Annotated in this window: 19 protein-coding genes and 1 pseudogene; 5 read left to right on the top strand and 15 right to left on the bottom strand. The window is 53.9% G+C overall.

The genetic code is table 11. The features are described 5' to 3' along the window. Positions 1 to 65 precede the first annotated feature (65 nt). The 5 genes from NYE48_RS11140 to NYE48_RS11120 all read right to left on the bottom strand — a co-directional run bounded on the left by NYE48_RS11140 (position 66) and on the right by NYE48_RS11120 (position 7,980). Positions 66 to 1,697 carry a response regulator transcription factor gene (locus tag NYE48_RS11140; RefSeq protein WP_212947798.1) on the bottom strand — a complete coding sequence of 544 codons (1,632 nt, stop codon included), beginning with the start codon at positions 1,695 to 1,697 and terminating at the stop codon, positions 66 to 68. Beyond that, positions 1,690 to 3,438 carry a sensor histidine kinase gene (locus NYE48_RS11135; RefSeq protein WP_445323966.1) on the bottom strand — a complete coding sequence of 583 codons (1,749 nt, stop codon included), beginning with the start codon at positions 3,436 to 3,438 and terminating at the stop codon, positions 1,690 to 1,692. Before NYE48_RS11135 ends, NYE48_RS11140 begins: the two co-directional genes overlap by 8 nt. An 18-nt stretch (positions 3,439 to 3,456) precedes the next feature. Then, positions 3,457 to 5,115: an extracellular solute-binding protein gene (locus NYE48_RS11130; RefSeq protein ID WP_445324066.1), complete on the bottom strand. Its 1,659-nt coding sequence runs from the start codon at positions 5,113 to 5,115 to the stop codon at positions 3,457 to 3,459. A gap of 232 nt (positions 5,116 to 5,347) precedes the next feature. Continuing rightward, the gene (locus tag NYE48_RS11125) at positions 5,348 to 7,015 is read right to left on the bottom strand and encodes a carbohydrate-binding protein (protein WP_340998584.1); all 1,668 of its coding nucleotides are present in this window, start codon (positions 7,013 to 7,015) and stop codon (positions 5,348 to 5,350) included. Positions 7,016 to 7,155: 140 nt separating this feature from the next. Beyond that, positions 7,156 to 7,980 (bottom strand): sugar phosphate isomerase/epimerase family protein, encoded by an 825-nt coding sequence (locus NYE48_RS11120; RefSeq protein ID WP_340998582.1) that lies wholly within the window; start codon positions 7,978 to 7,980, stop codon positions 7,156 to 7,158. Positions 7,981 to 8,076: 96 nt separating this feature from the next. Here NYE48_RS11120 and NYE48_RS11115 point away from each other — a divergent pair, with 96 nt between their 5' ends. After that, positions 8,077 to 8,883 (top strand): AraC family transcriptional regulator, encoded by an 807-nt coding sequence (locus NYE48_RS11115; RefSeq protein ID WP_340998580.1) that lies wholly within the window; start codon positions 8,077 to 8,079, stop codon positions 8,881 to 8,883. 50 nt (positions 8,884 to 8,933) lie between these two features. Here NYE48_RS11115 and NYE48_RS11110 read toward each other — a convergent pair whose 3' ends face one another. The 3 genes from NYE48_RS11110 to NYE48_RS11100 all read right to left on the bottom strand — a co-directional run bounded on the left by NYE48_RS11110 (position 8,934) and on the right by NYE48_RS11100 (position 11,893). After that, positions 8,934 to 10,307, bottom strand: a complete 1,374-nt coding sequence (locus NYE48_RS11110; RefSeq protein WP_036711516.1) for an ABC transporter substrate-binding protein — start codon at positions 10,305 to 10,307, stop codon at positions 8,934 to 8,936. Continuing rightward, positions 10,294 to 10,512, bottom strand: a complete 219-nt coding sequence (locus NYE48_RS11105; RefSeq protein ID WP_156124613.1) for a hypothetical protein — start codon at positions 10,510 to 10,512, stop codon at positions 10,294 to 10,296. The genes NYE48_RS11110 and NYE48_RS11105 overlap by 14 nt, the downstream gene beginning before the upstream one ends. 82 nt (positions 10,513 to 10,594) lie before the next feature. Further along, positions 10,595 to 11,893: an SGNH/GDSL hydrolase family protein gene (locus NYE48_RS11100; protein WP_340998578.1), complete on the bottom strand. Its 1,299-nt coding sequence runs from the start codon at positions 11,891 to 11,893 to the stop codon at positions 10,595 to 10,597. A 213-nt stretch (positions 11,894 to 12,106) separates the two neighbouring features. On the opposite strand from NYE48_RS11100, the gene NYE48_RS11095 reads away from it, so the two are divergent. Beyond that, positions 12,107 to 12,871, top strand: a complete 765-nt coding sequence (locus NYE48_RS11095) for a helix-turn-helix transcriptional regulator (RefSeq protein ID WP_036711512.1) — start codon at positions 12,107 to 12,109, stop codon at positions 12,869 to 12,871. 18 nt (positions 12,872 to 12,889) lie between these two features. Here NYE48_RS11095 and NYE48_RS11090 read toward each other — a convergent pair whose 3' ends face one another. The 5 genes from NYE48_RS11090 to NYE48_RS11070 all read right to left on the bottom strand — a co-directional run bounded on the left by NYE48_RS11090 (position 12,890) and on the right by NYE48_RS11070 (position 20,172). Continuing rightward, entirely contained in the window at positions 12,890 to 14,434 is a 1,545-nt protein-coding gene (locus NYE48_RS11090) for a carboxylesterase/lipase family protein (protein ID WP_340998574.1), read from the bottom strand. A 357-nt stretch (positions 14,435 to 14,791) separates the two neighbouring features. Beyond that, positions 14,792 to 17,125, bottom strand: a complete 2,334-nt coding sequence (locus NYE48_RS11085; RefSeq protein WP_340998573.1) for a glycoside hydrolase family 95 protein — start codon at positions 17,123 to 17,125, stop codon at positions 14,792 to 14,794. Between the two features lie 207 nt (positions 17,126 to 17,332). Then, positions 17,333 to 18,352, bottom strand: a complete 1,020-nt coding sequence (locus NYE48_RS11080; protein WP_340998572.1) for a zinc-binding alcohol dehydrogenase family protein — start codon at positions 18,350 to 18,352, stop codon at positions 17,333 to 17,335. Next, positions 18,349 to 19,314 carry an aldo/keto reductase gene (locus NYE48_RS11075; RefSeq protein WP_340998569.1) on the bottom strand — a complete coding sequence of 322 codons (966 nt, stop codon included), beginning with the start codon at positions 19,312 to 19,314 and terminating at the stop codon, positions 18,349 to 18,351. The genes NYE48_RS11080 and NYE48_RS11075 overlap by 4 nt, the downstream gene beginning before the upstream one ends. An 18-nt stretch (positions 19,315 to 19,332) precedes the next feature. Beyond that, complete coding sequence (locus NYE48_RS11070; protein WP_340998567.1) at positions 19,333 to 20,172, bottom strand: amidohydrolase family protein; 840 nt, start codon at positions 20,170 to 20,172, stop codon at positions 19,333 to 19,335. Between the two features lie 131 nt (positions 20,173 to 20,303). Between NYE48_RS11070 and NYE48_RS11065 the strand changes: the two genes are divergently transcribed. Continuing rightward, entirely contained in the window at positions 20,304 to 21,170 is an 867-nt protein-coding gene (locus NYE48_RS11065) for an AraC family transcriptional regulator (RefSeq protein ID WP_340998565.1), read from the top strand. Positions 21,171 to 21,267: 97 nt separating this feature from the next. Here the strand turns inward: NYE48_RS11065 and NYE48_RS11060 are convergent, their stop codons facing one another. Next, complete coding sequence (locus NYE48_RS11060) at positions 21,268 to 22,137, bottom strand: AraC family transcriptional regulator (protein ID WP_340998564.1); 870 nt, start codon at positions 22,135 to 22,137, stop codon at positions 21,268 to 21,270. A gap of 58 nt (positions 22,138 to 22,195) precedes the next feature. Here NYE48_RS11060 and NYE48_RS11055 point away from each other — a divergent pair. Then, a pseudogene (locus tag NYE48_RS11055) lies at positions 22,196 to 22,798 on the top strand (sulfatase family protein); the annotation flags it as partial. 169 nt (positions 22,799 to 22,967) lie between these two features. Here NYE48_RS11055 and NYE48_RS11050 read toward each other — a convergent pair. After that, positions 22,968 to 23,732, bottom strand: coding sequence for a MerR family transcriptional regulator (locus NYE48_RS11050; protein ID WP_340998562.1), 765 nt, complete (start codon positions 23,730 to 23,732; stop codon positions 22,968 to 22,970). A 174-nt stretch (positions 23,733 to 23,906) separates the two neighbouring features. Between NYE48_RS11050 and NYE48_RS11045 the strand changes: the two genes are divergently transcribed. After that, positions 23,907 to 24,200 carry a MerR family transcriptional regulator gene (locus tag NYE48_RS11045; protein WP_340998561.1) on the top strand — a complete coding sequence of 98 codons (294 nt, stop codon included), beginning with the start codon at positions 23,907 to 23,909 and terminating at the stop codon, positions 24,198 to 24,200. Position 24,201: the final 1 nt, after the last annotated feature.

Here is a 24,201-nt window from a genome sequence, read left to right as displayed (position 1 = left end):
CTTGCGCTCCGCGGGAACAACCCGTCTAATCCGTCCGGATTACCCCCCAAACTCTAGTCAGACCGTCAATTCAAAGACAGCGTATCCCGGTATTCCTGCGGCGTAAGCCCCGTCGCCTTTTTGAAAAAGCGGGTGAACGAATGGGCCGCCTCGTAACCGACGGATAATGCCACCTCCCGCACTTTCAAATCGTTGTCCCGCAGCATCTCCTTGGCTTTCTTCACGCGGCATTTGTCGATAAAATCGGATAAATTGATTCCTTTTTCCTGCTTGAAAAACCGTGACAAATACGACGGGTTGAAATAATGGATTTCCGCGAGGCGCACCAGAGACAAATCTTCGCTCAAGTGTTCCTCGACGTACTCGCAAATCCGGTCGACGATCAGCGAGGCCCTGTCCCTCTCCTGCGTTTGTTTGCTTTGAAAAATGGATTCCGCGACGCGCTTGAGGTAACCGAACGCCGCTTCCATCGTGGGATGATCGTTTAGCCGCATCAATTGCCCGGCATCGTCGATTCGGCCGTGCATTCCCATACGGCCTATGCAGGAATGAAGCATCAACGCGACCGTATAATACGTTTCAATCGTTAACTGTACATTTCCGCTCATTTTCAGCGCGTTGCCCGCCACCTCTTCAAGCTCCTGAAGAAACTCCTCGTTTCTGCCCGATTCCAGATAAGCCCTCAGCACTTCCGCCTTTTGACTGTCCGCAAAGCTTTCTTTGCCGGCCAATCCATCGAGCGGCTCGAAGCCGTCGCGCACAATGATGGCGCCCCCGCTGCCGATCCTTAGCTGCTGCAGCTCCCGCAGCCTTTCGTACTGCCTCGTCAAGCATTCCCATCTGCATGCTTCGCAGCTCAGCGTCCATCCGATGGTCAACCCAAGAGAACCGAGACATGATTCCTGAATCATCTCCAGCGTCCCCTCCACGAAACGGATAAAATGGCTGTCAAGCCTGCCTTCGGCCCGCCCAGACGGTTGAAGGAACCAAAAAAGGTCGCCGTGCTTATCGATGATCCCCATGCTTCGGGCCCTATCCGAAAAATAGGTGTCCCAGGCCATTCTGACGGAGGACAGGATTTCGGATCTTTCGGTATACGTCCTGCCCTCCGGGTACGAAATGCGGCCAAGGACCAGCACGACCGGCTGGGCAGGGTCGAGTCCGATGTCCAGCTTGCCGAATTCGCGGACCATCACCCCCGCATCCCTGCACAAAACACGGCTGTTCTGAAGAAGATGCCTCATATAGTCGCCCTGCGCCATGAACCGGTACGCAAGCAGCTGCTCGCGGGATTGTTCCAGCAGCAGGCTGTCATGACGAGCACGGTCCATTTCGTCCAGGACCGCCTGCACGGTGTCGATCACCTTGCCGTACCCTTCCGTCTTCAACACATAACGGACATTCGTCATTTGGATGGCACGGTACGCATATTCGAATTCGCTGTGCCCGGTCAAGAACACCACCCTGCATCTCGGCCAGTACTTCTGAATTTCTTCGGATAATTCCAGGCCGTTCATGCCGGGCATGGCAATATCCGTCAAGACGATATCGATTCTCGTACGCGACATCCAGCCCAGCGCTTCTTTGGCGGAATAAGCTTTGCACACGTCGAGCCGCTCCGGATGATATCGATTGAACACTTCATACAGTCCGTCCGTAATGATGTCTTCATCGTCAACGATCAGCAGTCTATACATCCCCGCTCTCCTCCCTGAATTTGATTCGTATGGCGGCCTCAAGCCCGCCAAGCTTGCTTCTCGACAAAAACAGTCCGCTGCCTTCTCCGTAAGTGAGCAGGATTCGCCGGTGGATGTTCATGATCCCCGTCATTTCATGGGATTCGGCAGGACCTGATACCCGATGCTGAAGGGCTTCGAGCCCGGCATCGTCGATGCTGTCCCCGTTATCCTCCACCTTGATGAGACATTCCGCGTCGGTATGTTCAAACGTGACGCGAAGGAACCCTTCGTTCGGCATGTTCTCCAGACTGTGTTCATAGGCGTTTTCGATCATCGGTTGGACGATCAATCTCGGCACCTTGATGCGCCGCATGGCCTCCGGCAATTCGTCGAATTGGACGCGGATGCGCCGGGAGAACCGGAGCTGCTGGATTTCCGTATACATTCTCGCATGCTTGATTTCTTCCGACAGCGTGACGTGGTCCTCGCCGTTGCGGGCGATGAACCGGTAATATTCGCCGAGCATGATCGTGAACTGCTCGATCCGGTCGGTGTCGCCCGTCTTGGCCAGCGAGTTCAGGATAAAAAAGCTGTTATACAGAAAATGCGGTTTGATTTGCGACTGCAGCTGCTTCAGTTCCGCCTTCTGCATCATCAATTTCTGTTTGAAATCTTGGTCGATCAAGGTCTGAAGTTTGACGAGCATCTGATTAAACCGGTCATATAAATAGCCGAATTCATCCTTTTGCTCATGGCGGATCGGAATATCAAGAGTCCCGCCCTCCATTCTGCGAAAGCTTTGGACGAGCGAAAGGAGCGGGCGATGAACGTAACGGTAAGTGGAAAAGGCATACACGACGATTGCAAAAACCGAAGTTACCGCGAATACCCATGCCCATAAATTGAATTTGATCAGCGGCCTCCTCACCGTTCCTTCCGGTAAGTACGATACGAGGGAGAGGCCCAGCTTGTCGGAATGGGCGATGTTGAAATGGTATTCCCTTCCGCCGATATCGAGCAGCATCGTGCTGTCATCCAAGTCCTTGGCCGCCTTGATCCATTCCTCCGGCAATCCCTGCGGCGTGCCCGTGCTGGATAAAGTGAATCCCGCCGCCTCCGCGATCAGAATTGATCCGCTTTCGGGATACGCGCCGAGCGGTCCCATGGAATCCTTCAGCTTGTCGTTATCCAATTCGATTTGAACGAGATACAGCGGATCCTCGTCATTTTTTCCGCCGTACTTCGACGCCGTCAGCTGAAGCGAATCGCCCTGCCGGACCAGCCGGCTGCCGCTTCGTTCGCCGATGGATCGTATTTCTTCATATCTTTGCCTGTCCAGGGCGCGAACGGCGTTGCTTGCCGAAATCGTTTTATCGATCGAATGAATATGGACATAAATATCTTTAATATACGGGCTGCTGTTTTTTATGGAGGTCAGACGATGGAGCAAATAATTAACGCTGGACCTTTTCTCCGCGCTGTCCATCTTCTCCCACGTGACGGCGATTTTATGAAGCTCGCTTTCCTGCAAAATATCGAACTGCTGAATTTCCAGCCATTCGATTTCCCGGTTCAGCCCCTCGAGATAGGACGACAGCTGCGCCAGCGCATTTCTGGATATTTCTTCGCTTGCGTTTTTATAGCTCCAATTGTACAAATAAACGCCGAGCAGAATGATCGGGAGGATCACCACCACATACATCAGGACAAGCCTGGCCAGGATGGTATGACGCAATGAATTCACAGGAATCCTAATCAAAACAACGCCTCCGATGCACTAATCTTTCTGTTTGTTCGAGTACCATTCATTGACTTCGGCTGTCATTTTATCACCGCCTAATCGATGCCACTCCTCGACGAAATGATCGAATTCTTCGATGGGACGACCAAGGATAATATTGGTGAACGTATCCATCGCCAGGGAGTCGAGAATGGATTGTTTCTCGATCATCGTGTCGGTTGGAGCACCCACAAAGCTTTCATACAATAACTGGTTGTTCCTTTTGTAAAGGTCAAGGATGGAAAAAGCCCCCGACGGGCCGTAGGTTCGTTCCCAGCCCCAACCGGACGGATCGTTCCGGGTAAGGTAGGCCTCGATGTTTTTTTGAATCGCCCTTGCCTCATCCTTAAGCACGGAAGAGTCCCCGGTTCGCCGAGCTTCTTCGATTTGGTAATAGGCATTCAGATTTTTCAGCGCCGGATACGGAGTGACGGGAGAAAGCTGCCACGCCGGATAAGGGGTGCTGTAATAGGTTTCGTATTCGGCCGTTGCTCCCCAGTTCTTTTCAAGATGCAAATTGAACAGCTTGACGACCGCTTCGGGATGAGCCACCCCCTTGCGGACGGCAAGAAATTGATGGGTTGCGAAGCGGAGCGGCACTTTCGCCGCGTTCCCCGTCGCCGATACGATGGGAAATGCCTGCCACCTTGCTTCCGGGTCCCGCTCATGATTTCCTTGCACGACAAACGACCCCCACTGTTCGCCGTACATCATGCCATATTTTCCTGCGATAATTTGTTCTTTTACCTTGATGCCGTCCTTAAACATAAATTCCTCGTCAATTTCTCCGTTCCGATACATGTCCTGAAGGACTTTCAGCGCAGTCTTGACTTCAGGTTGAACGGCTCCGTATACGAGCTTGCCGGATGGATCGCGAATCCATATATTAGGGAAGGCGTCGTAACCGGCCATAAATGCCGACAAGCCCATCACGGGATCCCACAAATATTGGGTCACCGGGAGCCCCAAAGTATCATTTTTTCCGTTTCGGTCGGGGTCATTTTCTGTAAACGCTTTCGAAATGTTCAGGACGTCATTCATCGTTTGTGGCGGCTGTAATCCGAGACGGTCCAGCCAATCCGTCCGGATCCAAATATACTGTGCTCCCTCGATCGATGAGCTTGTCTCGGGAATTCCCATCAATTTACCGTCTACCGTGGCCGCTTCAAACGGCCCGGTCCCCTCCTGGCCCAAAATTTCCTTCGTGAACGGCGCCGCATATTTCTCATAGGCTTCGGTCAAATCCTGAATCAGGCCTGCATTGCTCAGCTGACGCAGCTGATCTGCATCGACTCTCACGACATCAGGCAGGTTTCCCGAGGCAAGCGCAACGCCCAGCTTCTGGTTATAGAGGGTGCCTTTGGCTGTCCAATCATACTTGATCCGGATGCCCAGAACTTGCTCATACAGCCGGGTCCACCGGTTATCTTCCAGCGTTTCTCCCGGAAACGTTTTGATGAGATTGTCCAAATCATCGCTCGTCTCCCGCACGAAGGTCAGCTCGATCGGCGGGTTGTACTTCCTTAATCCAGGCTCTGTATAGGTATATTCTCCATCACTCTTCAACGGCAAACCGCTCTGATTCGTTAAGCCTTTCCCGTCGCAAGACGCCAGCATAGACAACGGGAACGTGATCGTAAGAAGAAGCGTGACCATGCTTATTCTGGAAATACGCAAGCGTGCAACCCCATTTCGTTTCATAGTGTTAGAAGCGTATCATTTCTATTATTCATGGATTTCATTGACAAAACAATCCGCATCTCTTTACTTGCATGCCGTATTTTTACTTTTTTTGGTTTTACGGCATTTTATAAGGGAAGGCTCCCCGCTTCTGCGGATGGGCCTTCCCTTATAAGCTTATAAAACATTGAATCCGCTGCCTGCCGCGTTACGAACCTGGCGAAACGGTAACGCTGTCCATATTCGGCCCTTCCGTCCCGGTTGTAACGACTTTTAACGTGTTGATTCCGCTGTTCATGGATACTTGAATCGTTTGATTTCTCCAGGTGGACCAGCTGCCGGTCGCTGTAAACTCAGCATTGCTGATCGCTTTTGTCCCGTTGACGTAAACATCCACTTTTCTTGAACCGGATTCCAGCGCGTAACGAAAATTCACGTTTTTGGTTCCGGCCACTGCGCAATAAATACCGTTCCACTGAACGGCTGCGCCGGATGAGGCATTAAAGTTAACGTATCCGGTGCCGTGATATCCGGGATTGACGGTTTCAACGACCGCCTCTGTCAATGTCGTGCCGCTTTCTGCTTCGTAAGTGCTGCCGTTGCTGCCCAAGTCAACCACAAACGTGGTCACGCTCTGGGCTGGAAGCTGCGCCGTAAATGAATCTCCGGACGTATGAACAGACCCGGGGGCCAGATTGCGGCCGGCGTCCGTCACCCATGAAGATACCTTGGATGCCGTTCCGTTTTGCAGGACGAAATGTTGGCTTTTGGCCGAAGTGCCCCTGTTGATCGCCACGACCACAACCTTGTTGTCGCCTTTATAGGCGGATGTATATACGTCGGTATCCGGATTCTCCGTTGCATCGATCCTCACGTAACCAGGGCGAACGAACTTGGAGAAATGAGCCATGTTGTAACCCCGCTTGCTTATCGAACCATCCTCCTTGATCGGACCGTACTGCCTGCGGATATACCACCATACGTAAGCCTGAAAATCCCCCTTGGCCATCGCTTTGTGAATATGATAGGAAACATCCAGCGCTTCCGGCCAACGATCCGCCGAATTATTATCGCTATTGGGGTAATAGACCTCCGTCATCCAGAGATCCTTCCCCGCTCCTTTTTCTTTGAATAGAGGATAAGAAAAGTTGTCGAACGGAGTGCCGTACAGATGGGCGCCCAGAATATCCATGTTGGCAAGGGCCTGGGGATCATTCAGAATCGGGTCCGACATGTTTTTCAGATAAGAAAATGACTCGGGAGCGATTACCCGGCATTGGATGGACCCGGCATTTTCTTTCATAAAGCGAAGCATTTCTGCCGGCGTCCACCACGTCCAGGTATGCGCATAGTCAGGTTCGTTTTGGACCGAAATCGCATACAAATCGACGCCGTTATTTTTCATATACGTAACAAAATCGTTGAGATACTGCGCATAGGCAGCGTATTTATCGTATCTGAGCCGTTTGGCCGATGTATCTCCGTTACGATTGAAGGTCTCGGTCATATCGCTTGGGGGATTCCAAGGTGAAGCAAAAACGATGGCTCCGCGCGCGATCGCGCTTTTGGCCGTTTCGACTTCCTTGCTCCACTGATTCCGATCTTCATCCACATGAATTCGTAAAACGGAGAAGCCCAATTGGTTGTCCCCGTTGCCAAATGCGGTTTCCCGTTGCGCTGCCGTCAAGTCTCCCGCCCATACCGGATGGTTGATTCCTCCGAACCCGCGGATCACTTGCTTCTCGGCCGCCAAATTGATCGTTACATCGCTTGCCGCCAAAGCTTTGTTAGGTACCGACACCGAAACGCTAAATATAAGTGACAACATCGTGCAGCATGCCAACCATGCACAGACGGGTTTCTTAAACCGTGACATCTTGTTATCATCTCCTTATACATCGTCGTCTCGCTAATACGATCACTGCGCGAACATGATTTCATGGGAAGCCTGGCGACCACCCCGGTCCTTGACGGATCCGTTCGTCTCTCCTAGTCATGCAACGTTTATGCGACGTTCTAGTTCCACTTCATTTCTTGTTCAGCCAGCAGCCGTTTGATGGCTTTGGCGGCTACCACGAACAATTCGGGTTTGCCAAGTCCCGCATATCTTCCGGTTGCCTGCAGGTGCGGTTCCAAAGACATGAATCCGGAATATCCCGTTCGCTTCAGTTCTTGGAGAAGCAAATGCATTTGACCGTCTCCCTCGCCGGCAGGGACAACCGTACCATTGTCCATGAGTGCATCCTTGACATGAATATACGAAATATAATCGGCCAGCAGCGGGTAGGCCTCGGACACGGGTTTTACCTTGCACTGCACGAAATTCGCGGGATCGAAGGCCGCCCTCAAGCCGGGCGATGAAACCGCCTCCAAGATGTCCCGGCAGCGTTCCCCCGTATCGCCGTAAATATGGCTTTCATTCTCATGGAGCAAAACGATTCCGGCGTCATTCGCCAGCCGAACGAGCCGTTTCATGCGGCCGAATACTTCCTCGCGGAATGTTTCATGTTCTCCGTCCGGAATATAGAAGGAAAATATGCGGACAAACTTGGCTTGAAAAAACTTTGCCAACCGTATGGCATGCGCGGCATCCGCAAAATGAGAATCAAAATCGTCGGTAATTTTTATTTTTCCTAAGGGAGAGCCGATCGAGGAAACGCCGAATCCCCGCCGGTTCAGACGTTCTTTGATCTTTGCCGCTTCCTCTTCGGTTAAGTTCATTACGTTCTTTCCCCAGACCCCTCGCAGCTCCAGGTAACGGATATGTTCCGATTCGAGCACGTCCAGCTGCTCTTCCAAATCGGAAGAAATCTCGTCCGCGAATCCGGTTAAGGTAACCATGCAAAAAACCCCCTTTATTGAGAGCGCAATGAATTGCTTTTTTCTCTTGAAATTTTTGGAGCGGAATCTATGATTAGCTTATAGGAGGCGGTGTCCTTGGAAATCGAGCATCATCCCCATCTTGTTCCGAATATTTTTCTGTTCATTGACCGCAGATGCTTTCCCGAGTGGACGATCCAAAAAGCGAAAATCGATTTTCATGATCTGACGTTCGTGGTAGACGGCATGGCGAATTACTATATTAATGGAGAAAAATTCACTGCCGAAGCAGGCGACCTTGTGTACGTCCCGGAAGGAAGCATCAGGGAAGCCCATACGTTCAAGGAGTTCCCCATGCATTCGTATCCGTTCAACTTTTTTTGGGCCGAACCGTATAATCATGTTCATCTCCCGTTCAAAGGCGTCACGAAGAAAGTGATCACCAAGGAGATTCTGGGGTATATACGTGAATTCAACCATGTATGGATGAGCAAGCAGCCGTTTTACCACATCCAAGCGCGCGCCTTGTTCGAACTCATCCTCCACCGTCTGCTCAGCAACCATTACCGCAAAGCGCCCATGCCGATGGATCCGCGGATCAAAAAATTAACCGAATACATTTCAGAGCACTACTCGGAAAATCTCTCGATCGCCGAATTGGCGGAATGGCTGCAGCTGCACCCCGTATATTTGGGCAGGCTCTTTAAGCAGAGTACCGGTACGACGATCAAGGAGTATGTCAAACGCATTCGCATCAACAATGCCGAAATGATGCTGTCATCCGGCGATTTTACGGTAAAAAACGCGGCGGAGATGTGCGGAATTGACGATATTTATTATTTCAGCAAGTTGTTCAAGGAAATGAAGGGCTATCCTCCATCCGCGGCCAGGAAACAGGCGGGGCAGAAGCACCTCCTTGAATGAGGAGCCCCCGCCTCAGTTATTTTCTTATGTGGAGACGGTATGCATAATCGCTACTTTTTCCAAACTTCATCGATCGAAGCCTGGAACGGCTCTTTATATTTCCCGATGACCGTGGAAACGGAATTTCCTTCCAGGATTTCTCCGACAAGTTCGTAATAAGGCATGGAAGGATACCCGTCTTTGCCGTCGACGACGTTGATGACTTCCCCTGCTATTTTGGCATTGTGGATATCGTCTTCGTTTTTGAACAACGTTTCGAGCGTTGACTGTTTCGGGTAATCGTAGATGGACTCGATATCGTTGATTTTTTCATAGATATAAACCAGTTGCTCGGGATGTTCGACCGCCTTCGGAATCGTCAAGTAATTGGGAATCGTAAGATGGGAGCGGTATTCCGTGGCGCTCGGTCCCTTAGGAAAAGGCAGAAATCCGATATCCAAATCGGGCATATCCTTTTTAAACCCATCCATTTCGTAATCGCTTCCGGCATACATCAGCGTGTTTCCTTGGCGGAAAAATTGGCCGGGTTCGGTCCAATCTCCCCCTTCCGTAGGCCTGGCGATATGTTCCGTTGCGAGGCGGGAGATGAAGTCTAAGGTTTCTTTCGTTTTGGGATCTTCAAGATTTTGTTTGCCCTCTGAAACGAGATTCGCGTCGTTGGCCGCCAAAGCCTGCACTAAGATCGAAGCGGAAGCGAGCCCCCATATGTCCAGCTTGCCGTCATTGTTTGTGTCTTTGTTAGCCTCTTTTGCGGCTTGAATGAACGTCTCCCAATTCCAGTTATTTTCGTTCACGTATTCCTGCAGCGGTTTGAGGCCGAGTTTCCCCATCAAGGTCCGGTTATAAAAAATGCCCGATGAAGCGCCGTTGATGCCTGCCCTGAAGCCGTAGCCCCTGCCCTCAAACTGTGAATAATCGTTCGTGTACTGCTGAATAAACACGTTCTGATTTTTCGTATATTCATCCACCGGCGAAAATAAATCCTGCTTCACGAGCGTCGGAATCATCCAAGGTCTGGCCATCCGGATGATGTCGCCGATCGGCTCTCCCGCCAGCAGGGATGACGTCACTTTATTCACGTACTCGCTGTAGTCGATCATGACGTATTCCATTTTAAAGTTGTGCTTTTTCATGAGTTCGTCCAGGTTTTGCTTCTTCTTGATGTTGTCCGGATTATCTTCCTTGATCGATTCGTCGTACCAGGATACCCATTTGATCGTCCGGCCGCCCATGTCGAAATCCATTTCCGACGTGTTGCTTTCTTCTTTATCATCCGGCTTCGCGGGTGCATCCGTGCTTCCCCCGGCGGAATTCCCGCCGCTTGCATCCGGGTTGGCCGCGCCTCCTCCCGAACCGCTGCTGCAAGAGGCCATCAGGACTAGAATCAAACACCATACCAGCACCATCGACTTACGCTTCCTCATAAATACCCCCCTTTGGATCTCGCTGCACTTCAAAGTACAGCGCTTTCAAAAAATGAGCTTGCACGCGCATGCCAAAACGATGAATGCAACAATCGGTTCCGAAGCCGGCGGTTCCTGATGAAACTGCAAGCCCATGGATCATGTTAAATGGATTTCCGGAAAACAACCATAGAGAATCTAAATGGCATTTGTAAGTTTTAAACATGATTTCGGGCTGCAGCGACGGTGTCCCAAATAAAAAAGAAGCCTATCCATCAAAGGAGAGGCTTCCTTCTCCGTGACTGATCTTACGGCACGTAACCAAACCCCAAAATGGTAAAACGTTGATGTTCGCTGCCCTCGGCCATGCCAATCTCCACCGTATGCTCCTTTGATTCCTGCTCATCAACCAAAATCACCGCGTTACAGTGGGTCCAGTTTATTTCATGCGGATCGGCGAACATCTTATGCTGCCCGTCCACCCGAATCTCGGCGGTTCCGAATTCGCTGCTTCCCGAGTCTTTGAATACGAGAATGAGGCGCTTGCTCCGGAGGGTCATGCTGAAATGGCCGTCTCCCGATTCGGCCGTATGCATCCAGTTATAGGGAAACTGGGGCGTGCCGTCATCATGGTCGTCCATTTCCGCGAGCTGCAGATCCGTATCGGTCTCCCGGAAACCGCCGGGATCGATCCGGGCGACGCTATTACCGTTCAGGCGATCGAGCAGCCGGGTGTGAACGTAATCACGGCCGATCAACGGCGGCTTATCGGTCGCGATATCCTCCGCGTCCGGAGCAGACCGGTCCGTGACTTCGAACAGCCAGTCCAGGCAATCCGCCATGATTTGATGCCCGCTATTCGTCGGATGATAGATATCATAAAAAAACTGCCTTTTGGAGATGACGCCTCCTTGGTCCCTGGCCAAACGGAACTGCTCCACGACGGCATCCTTGATGCTGACCATGGGAAGGTCGTAATGCCACCCGACCGGAGCCAGCCGATCCTGAAGATTCCAGTCGTTCAAAAACACGCTGAACAGCAAAATTACGGCAGGCTGGCCGGGGCCGTCAAGCGCCTTGAGCACCAAGCTTTCGTAGCAATTCCCCCGCGTTTCGTCGCCGGCGTCATTGACGGCAAACTCCACGACCACGATATCCGGATTCTCCTTGCCGTTCCGGAGCACATCCCGATCGTAACGGACGATCCCCAGCTCCGACGGCGTGCCGCCTACCCCCGCTTTGATGAAACGGACCGAACGTCCCTCGGAGGAGGCGAACCGCTTCCTAAAGAGCTCGTACGACCTGTAAGCATAACAATTTACGGGAAGCGGGACGGCCCCGGCGCCATGGGTTATGGAACCGCCGATATAGGCGATGGTCACCGGCTCGCCTCTCTTCGCTTTTTCGATGGCCGCTTTCAATCGCTTATTGTTGCCCCGATTCAGCAGAGATTTGGCGATCATGTCACGGTAGGACTGCGATGCAAAGTCAACCGGGGGATCGATCACGGCTTCAGGAGTTGGATCACCCTCATGCAAGTATTCAGGGTCCCGAGGTGCCGCCGGACCTCCCGAGTCGTTCATGGATATGGTTGAATGGTCGGTCATAGGAATTCTCCCTTCTTTGTTATTCAATGGGAGCAGATTCTGCATTTCGATATGATATTATGACGGGCCGTGAAGCCCAAACGCAATTCGCATCTCTTTACATCCTCGCCCGATGTTTACTCTTTGCCTGTTTTGGGGCCATGCGCACCTCTATCGTTCCTATTTTCCTCGATATGGTATAGTAGAGACATCATTCCACAGGGGGGATAAGGATTGGCCCATATTCATTTTGTCGAGTGCAACACGACGCACCCGGGCAACTTTGTGATCGATGTTCCTATGGGTTATCACTGGCTCCTTGTCATCACCAAAACTCCCGCGCTGTTCTGGGTCAATGGAGATCTGAAGGAATATCCTTCGCATAGCGCTATTCTCTACCGCCCGCAGCAGAAGGTTTATTATCGGGCATGCGCCGATCAATTCATCAACGACTGGATCCGCTTCGAATCCAACGAACCCTATATTACCGAATCGCCGCTGCCGCTCGGAGTCCCTTTTGCCCTGGATGATCCGGACTATTGCCACAAGCTGCTTGAACTGTTGACCATCGAACACAACTTTCACCGGGATTACAAGGCATCCTCCATCGACTGTTTGCTGCGAACGCTGTTCAACAAGCTGCTCGAATCTTATTTCCATGAACCCGTCACGCCTCAGTACTATAACTTGTTGAAACTTCGTACCGCGATCCAGAACGATCCGGGCGATTACTGGACGATTGCGAAAATGGCGGATGATCTCGGAATCAGCCCGGGCTATCTGCAAAGCATCTACAAAAAAACATTTAAAGTCACCTGCATGGAAGACGTCATCAACAGCCGAATCCGGTTGGCCAAAGAATATTTAATTCACAGCACCCAAAGCATTGCCGATATCGCTTCCCGATGCGGTTATCAAAATGTCGAGCACTTCTGCAGGCAGTTCAAACAGATGACAGGCTATACGCCAAGAAAATTCCAACAGCAGGCAAAGGGTTAACATTCGGCGTTCCCCTTGCTATACCTCCGGTTGCAGAGCGGACCCGTTTTTCTTGAAATATTGGTGCACCAGAAATTTCATGATCTCGCTTGGGGGTTCTTTGCAAAATTCGGCCCGATCGGCAAAAAGCATGCCATACGGAGCTTCGGGGGTATAAGGCTCCCATCTCGGCAGCTCTTCTCCCGTCGAATCCAGCCCGTTCGGGTCTCCGGTACGGATGAAGTTGGCCCAGTAATTGCACATCTGGCGGGCCAAATCGTAATGTTTGCCGACAAACGGCCGCCAGCATTTTGCCAGCGTTTCGAAGAAAAACCAGAGATCCACCGAGTGGAAGGTGCCCGGATGATCCCAGCCCGGGATTTCGGCATCAAAATTGTAATAATACAACGGAGTACCGGAACCGTTCTCGGCATTGGCCTGCGCGGCGATCCGGATCGCATATTCGATGCCGCTCACCGAAGCCCTCTTTCGGATCTCCTCCATGTCGGCCGACGTCGCGCCGCAAAGCTCCAGGAACACCTCGGCATCGTCTCCGAACATGTCCGCGGCGAGATGCTTGAAGTCTTCCGGCGAATCGGCGTCCGGAACGCTGAAAAACTCGGATGACGTGTGGCCAAACATGACCGGCACTTTCCAGCGCTTGTTTTCAAGGAACAATTCAAACGCGTTGCCTACGCTAAACACCTGGTCAGCGACGGTGCCCCAGAAACCCTGGTATTGCACAGCCTTGTCGCGGAGAGCGACTGCATCCAGCTGCCGGGCTTCCGCAAGCGAGGATACGCCGAGGTACTCAAAAAATTTGACGCCGTCCCGTTCGGCTTCAGCCAAGTGACGCCGAAGCGGAGGCGTGCGAGTTCCCGGATAAAGCTTCGTAAAGATCCCGCTTTGAATGATCGCCTTCTGAAAGAGCCCCTCATTCTGAGGCGAAGTCAGCTGGGTCATCACGCTGCCGCCGCCGGCGGACTGTCCGCCGATCGTAATGTTGTCCGGGTCGCCGCCGAAAGCCGCGATATTGCGCTTGACCCATCTTGTGGCCGCCTGTTGGTCGAGATGGCCGAAGTTAGCCGGCGCTTCGGGCGCTTCCGCCGTAATTTCGGGATGGCATAAAAATCCGAAAACGTTGAGGCGGTAGTTGATCGTGACGACCACGATCCCTCTTCTGGCGATGCGTTCGCCGTCGAACTCCATTTCAGCCGTATGGCCGACCTGAAGACCTCCCCCAAAATACCATACATAGACCGGCAGCTTCTCATCGGTACGTTTGGCCGGTGTCCATACGTTCAGGTAGAGGCAGTCCTCGTCCATGGCGATGTCCGGTTCCACGGCCCATTCCCGGGTATAGATGTTGTTGTCGTCGATCTCCTGCCTCACCTGCATCGAGATCGGCGCGAATTCGTACGCCTTAAGCACCCCTTCCCAGTCCTTGGCCGGCTGCGGGGCCCGCCACCGGTTTTCGCCTACGGGAGGGGCGGCGAATGGGATGCCCTTGAAACTTGTGATTCGGGGGTCGGCTGCCGGCAGTCCCTGAACCAACCCGTTTTCCACCTGCACGATTCGAAGCATGTTTATCGTCTCCCTTCGTTTTGCGGATTCCCGGCATGTCGCTCCGTGAATCCCATTCGGATTCGTTTGGTTTTCCGCGGCGCTTCGGCCCGGACCGTTCCAAACAAGCGCTTTCATGAGCGCGCAAAGGAACCCTGGCCTTGTCAACCTTTGGCATTCAACGCCTGGTATACATAACTTCGTCATTCACTAAATCACAAAAAATTGTAAATGACGACTTGGATTTAAACAATGATATATACGAATATCCAATTGATATATCGTGAGACGGGAATTTTTCAGTGCGGCCGCCGTAACAAAAGGAAGCCGATCCGCAAGCGGACCGGCTTCCTTCTTATGGAATTTCCCTTTCCTTTGTTATATGGATGGGAGCAAATTCTCCGTTTCGATCCGGTAGGCTGCTCCCGGTTCCGTATAAAAACGGATGAAACCTTCCCGGTTGTTTCCTTGGGATATCGTGTTTCCATCCCTCTTCACCACGACGGGCTGCCGGTAACGAACCGTGCACGGGCCCCCAACGGTGGATACAATCGTCGCGTGCGTCAACTTCCCTGCTTTCCACGCCATGTCGACGGTAAAGCCGCCCCTGGCGCGAAGCCCCTTGACGGCCCCCTCCGACCAGGAAGCGGGCAGAGCCGGCAGCAGCTCAAGCCGACCGGCATGGCTCTGCAGCAGCATCTCGGCTACCGCGGCCGTCCCGCCGAAATTTCCGTCAATCTGGAACGGCGGGTGGTTATCCAGGAAGTTTGGCAGCGTGGAATGCATCAAAAGCGCAGCGAGATGATCTGCCGCCGCTTCCGCGTCCCTGAGCCTCGCCCAGAAATTGATGATCCACGCCCGGCTCCAGCCCGTGTGGCCGCCGCCGTTCGCAAGGCGCCGTTCCAGCGTGCTTCTCGCCGCCTTGGCCAGCTCCGGCGTTCCCTCCGGCGTGATTTGGCTGCCGGGATACAGGGCAAACAAATGCGAAATATGGCGATGGCCGGGTTCGGCTTCCTCATAATCCTCGTACCATTCCTGCAGTTGGCCGTACCTGCCGATCTTTGGCTGCGGCAGTTTGTCCATCACGCGTTTCAGCTCCCCTCCAACGGCTTCGTTCCCGGCAACGCCAAGGATCGCCTCCGCTTCAAGGACCGCCGCAAACAACTCGCGGATGATTTGGGTGTCCATCGATGGCCCTGCGCACAGAACGCCCGATTCTCCGTTCGGAAGAATATAGGTGTTCTCCGGGGATACCGACGGGCAGGTCACCATTTCGCCCCCCGGCGTTTCGACCACGTAATCGACCAGAAACTCCGCCGCTTCCCGAAGCGTGGGATACGCCTGCCTCAGAAACTCCGCGTTCATCGAAAAACGGTAATGCTCCCACAAATGCAGCGAAAGCCACGCCGCGCCCATCGGCCAGTAGGAAGCGGGGAGGTATGAATCCTGAGGAGCCGTATCGGCCCAAATGTCCGTATTATGATGAGCCGCAAATCCCCTGCAGCCATACATGACGCCCGCCGTACGCCTGCCCGTCTCACGCATCCGTTCCAGCAGATCGAACAGCGGCCCATGGCACTCCGCAAGATGGCATGATTCCGCCGGCCAATAGTTCATTTGGGCGTTGATGTTGATCGTATACTTGCTGTCCCACGGCGGGAGGAAGTGCTCATTCCAAATGCCTTGCAGATTGGCGGGAAGCGAGCCGGGACGGCTGCTTGCAATCAACAGGTAGCGTCCATATTGAAAATACAGCGCAAGCAGTCCCGGATCCGCTCCGCCGCGGCGCATGCGCTCCATGCGGTCCGGGAGGCTCATGCGTTCAAGTTCAGCGTCAGTCGGACCGAGGGAGAGCGAAACCCGGCCAAACAATGCGCGGTAATCGTCGGCGTGGCGCTGATACAGGTCCCCGTAGCTTAGCGACAGGGCGCGTTCCGCCCTTTTCATGGCATCCCGAAGCGGATCCCGGGTCCTGAACGTTGTTGCCGCAGCCAGCACTAATGTAACGTGATCCGCCTTCTCCACCAGGAGATGCTCGCCTACAGCCTTCAGCGTTCCGCCTTCCGCCGCCGCCTTCAATACCGTGCCGAACAGGCTGCCGCCTTCGCCGCCGCAGCTGCCGCTCATCCAGATGGCATCGTCTCCGGTTCTTCCGGTTCTGTCCGCATACCGCCATCGTCCCCGCTCCAGTCGCGCAGAAAAGCCGATGGATCCCGGCTGGTCTGCGGTCAGTCGGATGACGATGACCTGATCGGGATAGCTGGCGAACCATTCACGCTGGAACGTAACGCCCCCTTGCTTGAAGCTGACGGTTACGGCAGCATGGTCCAAATCCAGCATCCGGGAGTAGCCTTCCGGCTTGCCGGCCGGAAGCGCAAAATCCAGCAGCAGATGCCCTAGCGGAAGGTAGTGCCGCTGCGTTTCCGGCAGGCCGGACAGCGCAAGCCCGGCCAGGCGCTCCGCTTCCCTCGGTTTTCCCTCGAAGATAAGCCTCCGGATTTCCGGCAGATTCTCTTTGGCGTCCGGGTTGTTGCGGTCTCGCGGTCCGCCGTACCACACGGAATCCTCGTTGAGCTGGAGCCGCTCCTGCCGAGGCTGGCCGTATACCATGGCCCCCAGCCGGCCGTTGCCGATCGGCAGCGCCTCCTCCCATGCGTTGGCAGGTTCCTCGAACAGCAGCGAGCATTTCGGGCGCGTGGGTCGTTCCTTCACGAAGCTTCACTCTCCATCTCTTTAATTTAGAGTCGCCGTTGCCAGCTTGACTCTTGATCATCCAGCGTAACAAATTCATTATCCCTGCGACGGACGGATGGGCACCATTCGCATCTTTTTACATGCCCGCCCGATTTTTACTTTTTATCGGTCCGATATTAGCCACGCCGCTTCTCCAGTCCGCCAACATGGCGGTATGCTGAGCGATCAGTCCAGTTCCACCAAAGCCTTGATTACCTTCGACTCCGGTTGGAGCCAGGCATCGAACTGACCGATCATGTCTTCGAATCCGCAGCGGTGGGTAATGTAACGGCCGACATCGATATCTCCCGCCGATATCGCCGCAAGCACCCGTTCAAAATCCTCCCGCGTAGCGTTTCTGCTGCCCTGCAGCGTCAGTTCGCGTGCATGGAATTCGGGGTCGCTAAAGGTGATGGCGCCTTTCACCAACCCGACGTAGGTCAGGGAGCCGCCGTGGCCGACGAGCCCAAAGGCGCTTTCCATCGAAGAGGCATTTCCGGTGGCGTCGATAACGTATGCCGGGAAGCTGCCGTCCGTTAGCTCGGCCAGCCGCTCCTTCGGCTCCCGGAGCGCGTTTACCGTATGCTCGGCCTTGGCCCAGACCTTGCAAAAAGCAAGACGATCGTCGTTCACGTCCATCGCGATGATCCCCGCGCCGGCGAAACGTGCCATCGCCATCACGCCAAGCCCGATCGGTCCGGCGCCGATGACGAGCACCTGGTCGCCGGCGCCCACCCCCGAACGGCGGACGGCATGCGCGCCGATCGCCAGAGGCTCCAGCATCGCCGCCTGATCCAGCGTCAGTCCTTCCGTCCTGATGAGACAATGCACGGGCACCGCAATTCTCTCACGCATCCCGCCGTCCACATGGACGCCGAGCACCTCCATATGTTGGCAGCAGTTCGTTTTCCCGCTGCGGCAGGCCCGGCAACGGCCGCAATGAACGTACGGGATCAGGCTGACCTGATCGCCTGCCCGGAGCCCTTCCCGGTTACGGCCGATTTGCTCGATCGTCCCGGCAAGTTCGTGGCCGAGCACGCGCGGGTAGGCAAAATAAGGCTGATGGCCCCGGTACGCGTGCAGGTCGGTTCCGCAGATGCCGATCCTCCGAATCCTTACGATCGCTTCGCACTCTCGCATTTGCGGCTCCGGCAAATCCTCCCGAAACTCGAAGCGTCCGACCTCCTCGCAGATGATCCCCTTCATGATCTTCGCTCCCCGCTCTGCCGGTTCGGCTGTTCGCCCCATTCCGGCCGTCCGCTCGGCCATGTTGCGCCATCGATCGGCTTCAGGATCTCCAGCACTTCCCGCAGCAATGGTTCATCGAGGGGTTCTTCCGTCCACAAAATATTGTTGCGGATATGTTCCGGGGTTGCCGTGCTGACCAGCGTCGTCGGAATGCGTTCATTTGACGTGGAGAACTGGATCGCCAGCTTCGCAATGTCCGCTCCTTGGCGCCGGCAATGTTCGGCGGCCCGCCGGCAAACGGCCCGGATGTCCTCGTCCGCGGGATGCCACTCCGGCACGTCCCGGTTGCCCAGCAATCCCATGGACAGCGGCGACGCGTTGATCAGGCCGGTCCCTTGCCGTTCCAGCGACGGAAGAAGACCAAGCAGCGTCGTGTCATTCAGGGAATAATGGCAATACGATAAGATGACATCCGGGGAGGTACGGGACAATACCGCTTCCATCATGTTTAACGGCAGGCCCGATACGCCGAAAAACCGGATTTTCCCGGATGTTTTCAACTGTTCGAGAGCGGGGATCCCTTCCTCCAAAACCTGCTCCGGTGTGCCGAATTCAATGTCGTGCAACAGCAAAATGTCGAGATAATCCGTCCCCAGGCGCCGCATGCTTTCCTCCGCGCTGCGAATGACGCGTTCCGCCGAAAAATCGAATTCGTCCTGCCCGTAACGTCCCGCTTTCGTGGACAAAACGCAGCGGTCCCGCGGAATCGTCCGCAGCGCTTCGCCCAGCACGGCTTCCGCTTTCGTCAGGCCGTAGTAGGGCGATACGTCGATCAGGTTGATGCCCATGTCGATGGCGGTATGAACCGTGCGGATTCCTTCCTCCTTTCGAACGTCCCGGAACACCCCTCCGAGCGATGACGCTCCGAAACTTAATGCCGATACATTCAGACCGGTGTTCCCCAACTTTCTGTATTTCATCGTTTCGCTCCCCCGTTTTTAAGGCTGATTCAGCTTATAAAACCTCGCGGCGTTGGCGCCGAAGACCGCTTCGATCGCTTCCGCGGGCAGCCGGTCCTGCAGCGCTTGCCGCAACACGTCCACGACTTCATCATAGGTTGCAGCCAGAAGGCACACGGGCCAATCGCTGCCGAACATCACCCTTTCCGGCCCGAACAAATCAAGCGTTTCATGGACGTAAGCCGTGAAATCTTCCATTTTCCATTCCCGGCGGTTCGCCTCCGTCACCATCCCCGACAGCTTGCAGTATATGTTCGGATATCGGGCCATTTCGGCCATGTGGCTTCTCCAGGGCTCCATCCCTCCCGAAGCGATCGGCGGTTTCGCCAAATGGTCGACGACGCCCCGTAGATGCGGAATCCGTTCCAGCAATCGGACAAGCTGCGGCAGCTGATGCGACAATACCAGCAGATCAACCGGCACGGCCTCTTCCGCGAAATAGGAAAGCGCTTCTAAATAAGCAGGCGACAATATTTTGTTGGGGTCCTCCATATCCTGGATCATGACGCGAAACCCGATGAATTTCGGATGCTTGCAAAAACGAAGGTACTGTTCCATAAAAAACGGATCATCCAGATCCAGCCAGCCGACCACGCCGGCGACGAAATCAGCATTTTCGCTTAATCCGAGAATAAATTCGGTTTCCTCTATGGTTGGCGCCGCCTGCACCAGAACCGTCTTGCTTATGCCGTGTTTTTGCAAATGCGGCTCAAGGTCGGAAGGCAAATAGTCGCGAAAAAGCACCGGATACTCCGGCGTGATCCAGCCGTAATCGTTTCGATCGATCTTCCAGAAATGCTGATGAGCGTCAATACGCATGTAAGCCGCCTCCATTCCACCTTATTGTAAACATCCGATCAAAGAATAAAAATTGCCTGAACAGACAAATATATACCTTTTTTTGATAAGATAATCGTACATTCCATCCGTTCATGAAAGGCGGCGGCGCAATGAAACCGATGCGCAAACATCTGGAAAACGAGTGTTCGTTCCCTCTTCTTCTCCATTACAAAGAAACGAAAAGCCCGCAGCGCGAGCTTCCCGACCATTTGCATGAATGGTACGAGTTCGTGTACGTTTACCGCGGGAAAGGCACGTTTTTTATCGACCGGACCTTTTACGAGATGAACCCGGGCGACGTCATCGTCATTCCCGGCAACACGGTGCACCGCGCATTTCCCGACAAAGAGGATCCGGTGACGTCCTCCGCCGTTTTTTTCAGCCCGCGGCTGATCCAAAACTTGGCTTTCGGCGATGCTTACCCTTATTTGAAATTGTTTGACTCGGCCAAAAAAAGCAAGCAGTACAAATACAGCCTCTCTCCCTCGCATCGAAAAAAGCTGGAGGACGACATCGACGCCATCCGGCGCGAAGGGGAGCAGCAAAGTCCCGACAGCACTCATGCCATGGCGTTATTGCTCCATCTGACGCTGCTGCATTTAAACCGGCATTGCCTGCAGCAATCCGCCGGGACGGCCGTTCCCCATGATCCCATGGGTCCCGACTGGTTCAGGGACGTTCTTGCTTATATCAACGAACATCTCGATCAGCCCCTCGAGCTGGGCGGGCTTGCCAGACGGACGGCCGTTTCTCCGGCCCATCTCAGCCGCGTCTTCAAGCAGCGGGTCGGCATGAACGTTACCGATTACATAGCGACGAAGCGCATTTTCGCGGCCAAGGATCTCTTGCTGCAATCCAGCGACAATATCGAGCACATCGCCATCGCCTGCGGCTTCAAGAGCATGCCTCATTTTTACCGTACCTTCAAAAGGTATGCCGGTATGACTCCGGCCTCGTACCGGAAACGCAACAGGTAGCGCCGTTTATGACGGAAATGCATCAACCCGACAAATTGCCAAATCCGAATGAATGGAAGCGGCGCAGGCCGTACGGACCCATGCCAAAAGGGCCCCTCTAAGTTTGATATTGCTTCCGGTACTGCGACGGGGACATCGAACAATAATGGGTGAAAGCCCGGGTAAAGGCATAAAGCGTCGGATACCCCAGCGAATAGGCGATTTCCGTAACGGCGGCCGACGTCCCGCGCAGCATTTGTTGGGCTTTGTCCATTTTGACCTTGGCAATATACCGGGCGGGCGTCAAACCCACGGCCTTGGTGAACTGCGCAGAAAAATAGGTCCGGTTCAACCCGGCATATTCGGCGACCTGCTGAACCGTGATCCCTTCGGCCGCATGCCATTCGATATATTCGGTCCATTGCGAAGCTTTGCTTTTCTTTGCGGGGCTCCGAAGCCCTTCCCCCATGCCGGCGGTCGAGGCTAAAAGGGATAACGTTTGGTACAGCAGCCCTTTCAAACCCAGGGAGACGGCAAGCTCATCGGCTTTCCCTTTTCTCCACTCCGCAAACAGCCGCCCGATCCGGTCCTCCAGCTCCGGGGTCCACCGTCCTCTGGACCAGGGCTTCTCTAAATCGAATCCGGCCAGCCTCAGCATCTTTTCCATCCCGGGCCCGTCCATGGCCAGCCACGTCAACTGCAGGGACGGTTCGCCGTCCGGCTTATAATACAAATACGTTTCATTCGGATACATGCAGAACGCGTCCCCCGCCTGCAGCCTGCAGGACTGTCCCTTATATTCAACCATCAGGCTGCCTTCCGTGACAAAATGAATGCTGCTGCATTCGATTCTGCGCGGACCGATCCGGTATCCCGGCTTCGCGATGTTCCGGCCCGCCCTGACCAACCAAAAGGGGCTGCCCTTATCGATTTCGGCCGGGGTGTAGTACAAAAACTCGGCAAATTCATGGTCATATTCCTGCAGCACGTTTTTCGCCTCCTGAACTTCTTTCAAGACACAAACAGACAAAATGATAAATTTAGCATACAATATCAGCATGATGGACAAATACATCGGGCGGATCCTCGATAAGCTGGACGAACTGGGGATGGCCGACAACACGATCGTCGTCTTTACGACGGACCACGGCCATTTCTTCGGGCAGCACGGCCTGCAGGCCAAAGGCGGGTTTCATTACGAAGACTTGATCAAACTGCCGTTTATCGTGCGTTATCCCGGACGGGTGCCGGCAGGCAAGCGGAGCAGCGCGATCCAATCCTTGGTGGACTTGGCTCCGACCTTTTTGTCCCTGTGCGGACTCCCGGTTCCTTACGCCATGACGGGCGTCGACCAGACAAAAGTATGGCTCGGCGAAGCGGCGCAGGCGCGCACGCACGCCATCTGCGAGTTCAGGCACGAACCGACGACGATCCATCAAAAGACCTATGTCGACGAGCGTTACAAAATCACGGTGTATTACAATCAAACCTACGGCGAAATCTTCGATCTTCAGGAGGATCCCGGCGAGTTGAACAATGTCTGGGACGACCCGGCGTACGCCTCGCTCAAAACCGAACTGTTGCTGAAATATGTATGGGCCGAGCTGGGGAAGGAACCGATGCCGATGCCGAGAATTTCCGGAGCTTAAAAGCGAAGCCAACGACAGCCGTTCCTCATCCGGGGCAGGAAGGCTGTGCTCACGGCTCCTTGGGCACGTTCGCACAATAAAACCCCTCTGCCGCGTGGGATACGCAAGCAGAGGGGTGACTCCAAAAACTCCAAATCCATATGACTTTATTGGGTCAGGCTAAGCCTGCTTAGGATTTCATGCCCGTATAAATCAAAATCGCATCCCGGAGAAATGCCGCGGTTCCCGGCTGCTTCGCATCATAATGTGCCGTAAACCGCTCATCATCCACGTACATTTGGGCAAGTCCCGCATGGGCCTCCTTGCTGTAATCGTTCCAAAAATACGTCAGCCACCGTTTATGCAAATCCGCTGCGCGCTGGGCAAGCTCTCCGGCCGGATCCCCCTGCTTGAACGCTTCAGCCAACGTCTCATACAACTCGTCAGCGAGACGGGTCACCTCCTCATGCTGCTCCTTCGTCATGCTCATCCATTTCGCATTGGACTTATCCACGGCCTCATCACCGTATTTTTCGCGGGCTTCCTTGCCGTATTGTTTCTCGTTGTCCTCGATGCATTTTTGTTTAAACCCTTCAAATTTCTCCTGATCGCTCATTGTGATTCTCCCTTCAGCGGAGGCAATCGTTTTCTCCACATTCGTAATCAGCAGGTCGAGCTGCCGTCTCCTGTCAAGAAGCTGCGCATGGTGCTCCCTCAGCGCCCGGGTCCGGTCAAAGGATGGCGAGTCCATGATGGCCTTAATATCTTCCAGCTGGAACCCCAGCTCGCGGTAGAACAAAATCTGCTGCAGCCGGTTCACCTCATCCCCACCGTAAATCCGGTAACCCGACGAGTTGATTCTGGCCGGCTTCAGAATGCCAATCTCATCGTAATATCGAAGCGTCCGGGTGCTGATTCCAGCCAGCCGTCCGAGCTTCTGTATGGTGTATTCCATGATTTCACCTCCTGACGTCTAAACTGTACACCTTAACGTAACGTGAAGGTCAACACAATGAATGAAAAAATTCTTCATTTTGAAATCATTTTTAGACCTTGACTTTCCCCTTGTATGGAAAGTTTATAATAAGGCCACGGTAACTCCAACATATCCAAGAAAGGGAGAGGGATGATGTTTAAGATCAGCGAGTTTTCCAAACTGAGTCAAGTTCCTGCCAAAACGCTGCGCTTCTATGATCAACTTGAACTGCTCAAACCAGCATATACGGACCCGCAAAGCGGTTACCGATACTATACTAGCGATCAATTGCTTGTCCTGCATCGGATTCTCGTTTTTAAAGATCTGGGATTTACGCTGGAACAGATTAGGCAGCTCCTTCATGATGACGTATCACCAGATGAAATGCGAGGGATGTTCCGGCTGAAGAAGGCAGAAGTCCAGTCGTTGATTCAGTCGGAAATCTAGC

Source organism: Paenibacillus sp. FSL M7-1455, assembly GCF_038004655.1.
Classification (GTDB): Bacteria; Bacillota; Bacilli; order Paenibacillales; family Paenibacillaceae; genus Paenibacillus_AQ; species Paenibacillus_AQ cookii.
Note: the sequence above shows the minus strand (reverse complement) of the source record. Positions and strands in the feature narration are given on the sequence as shown.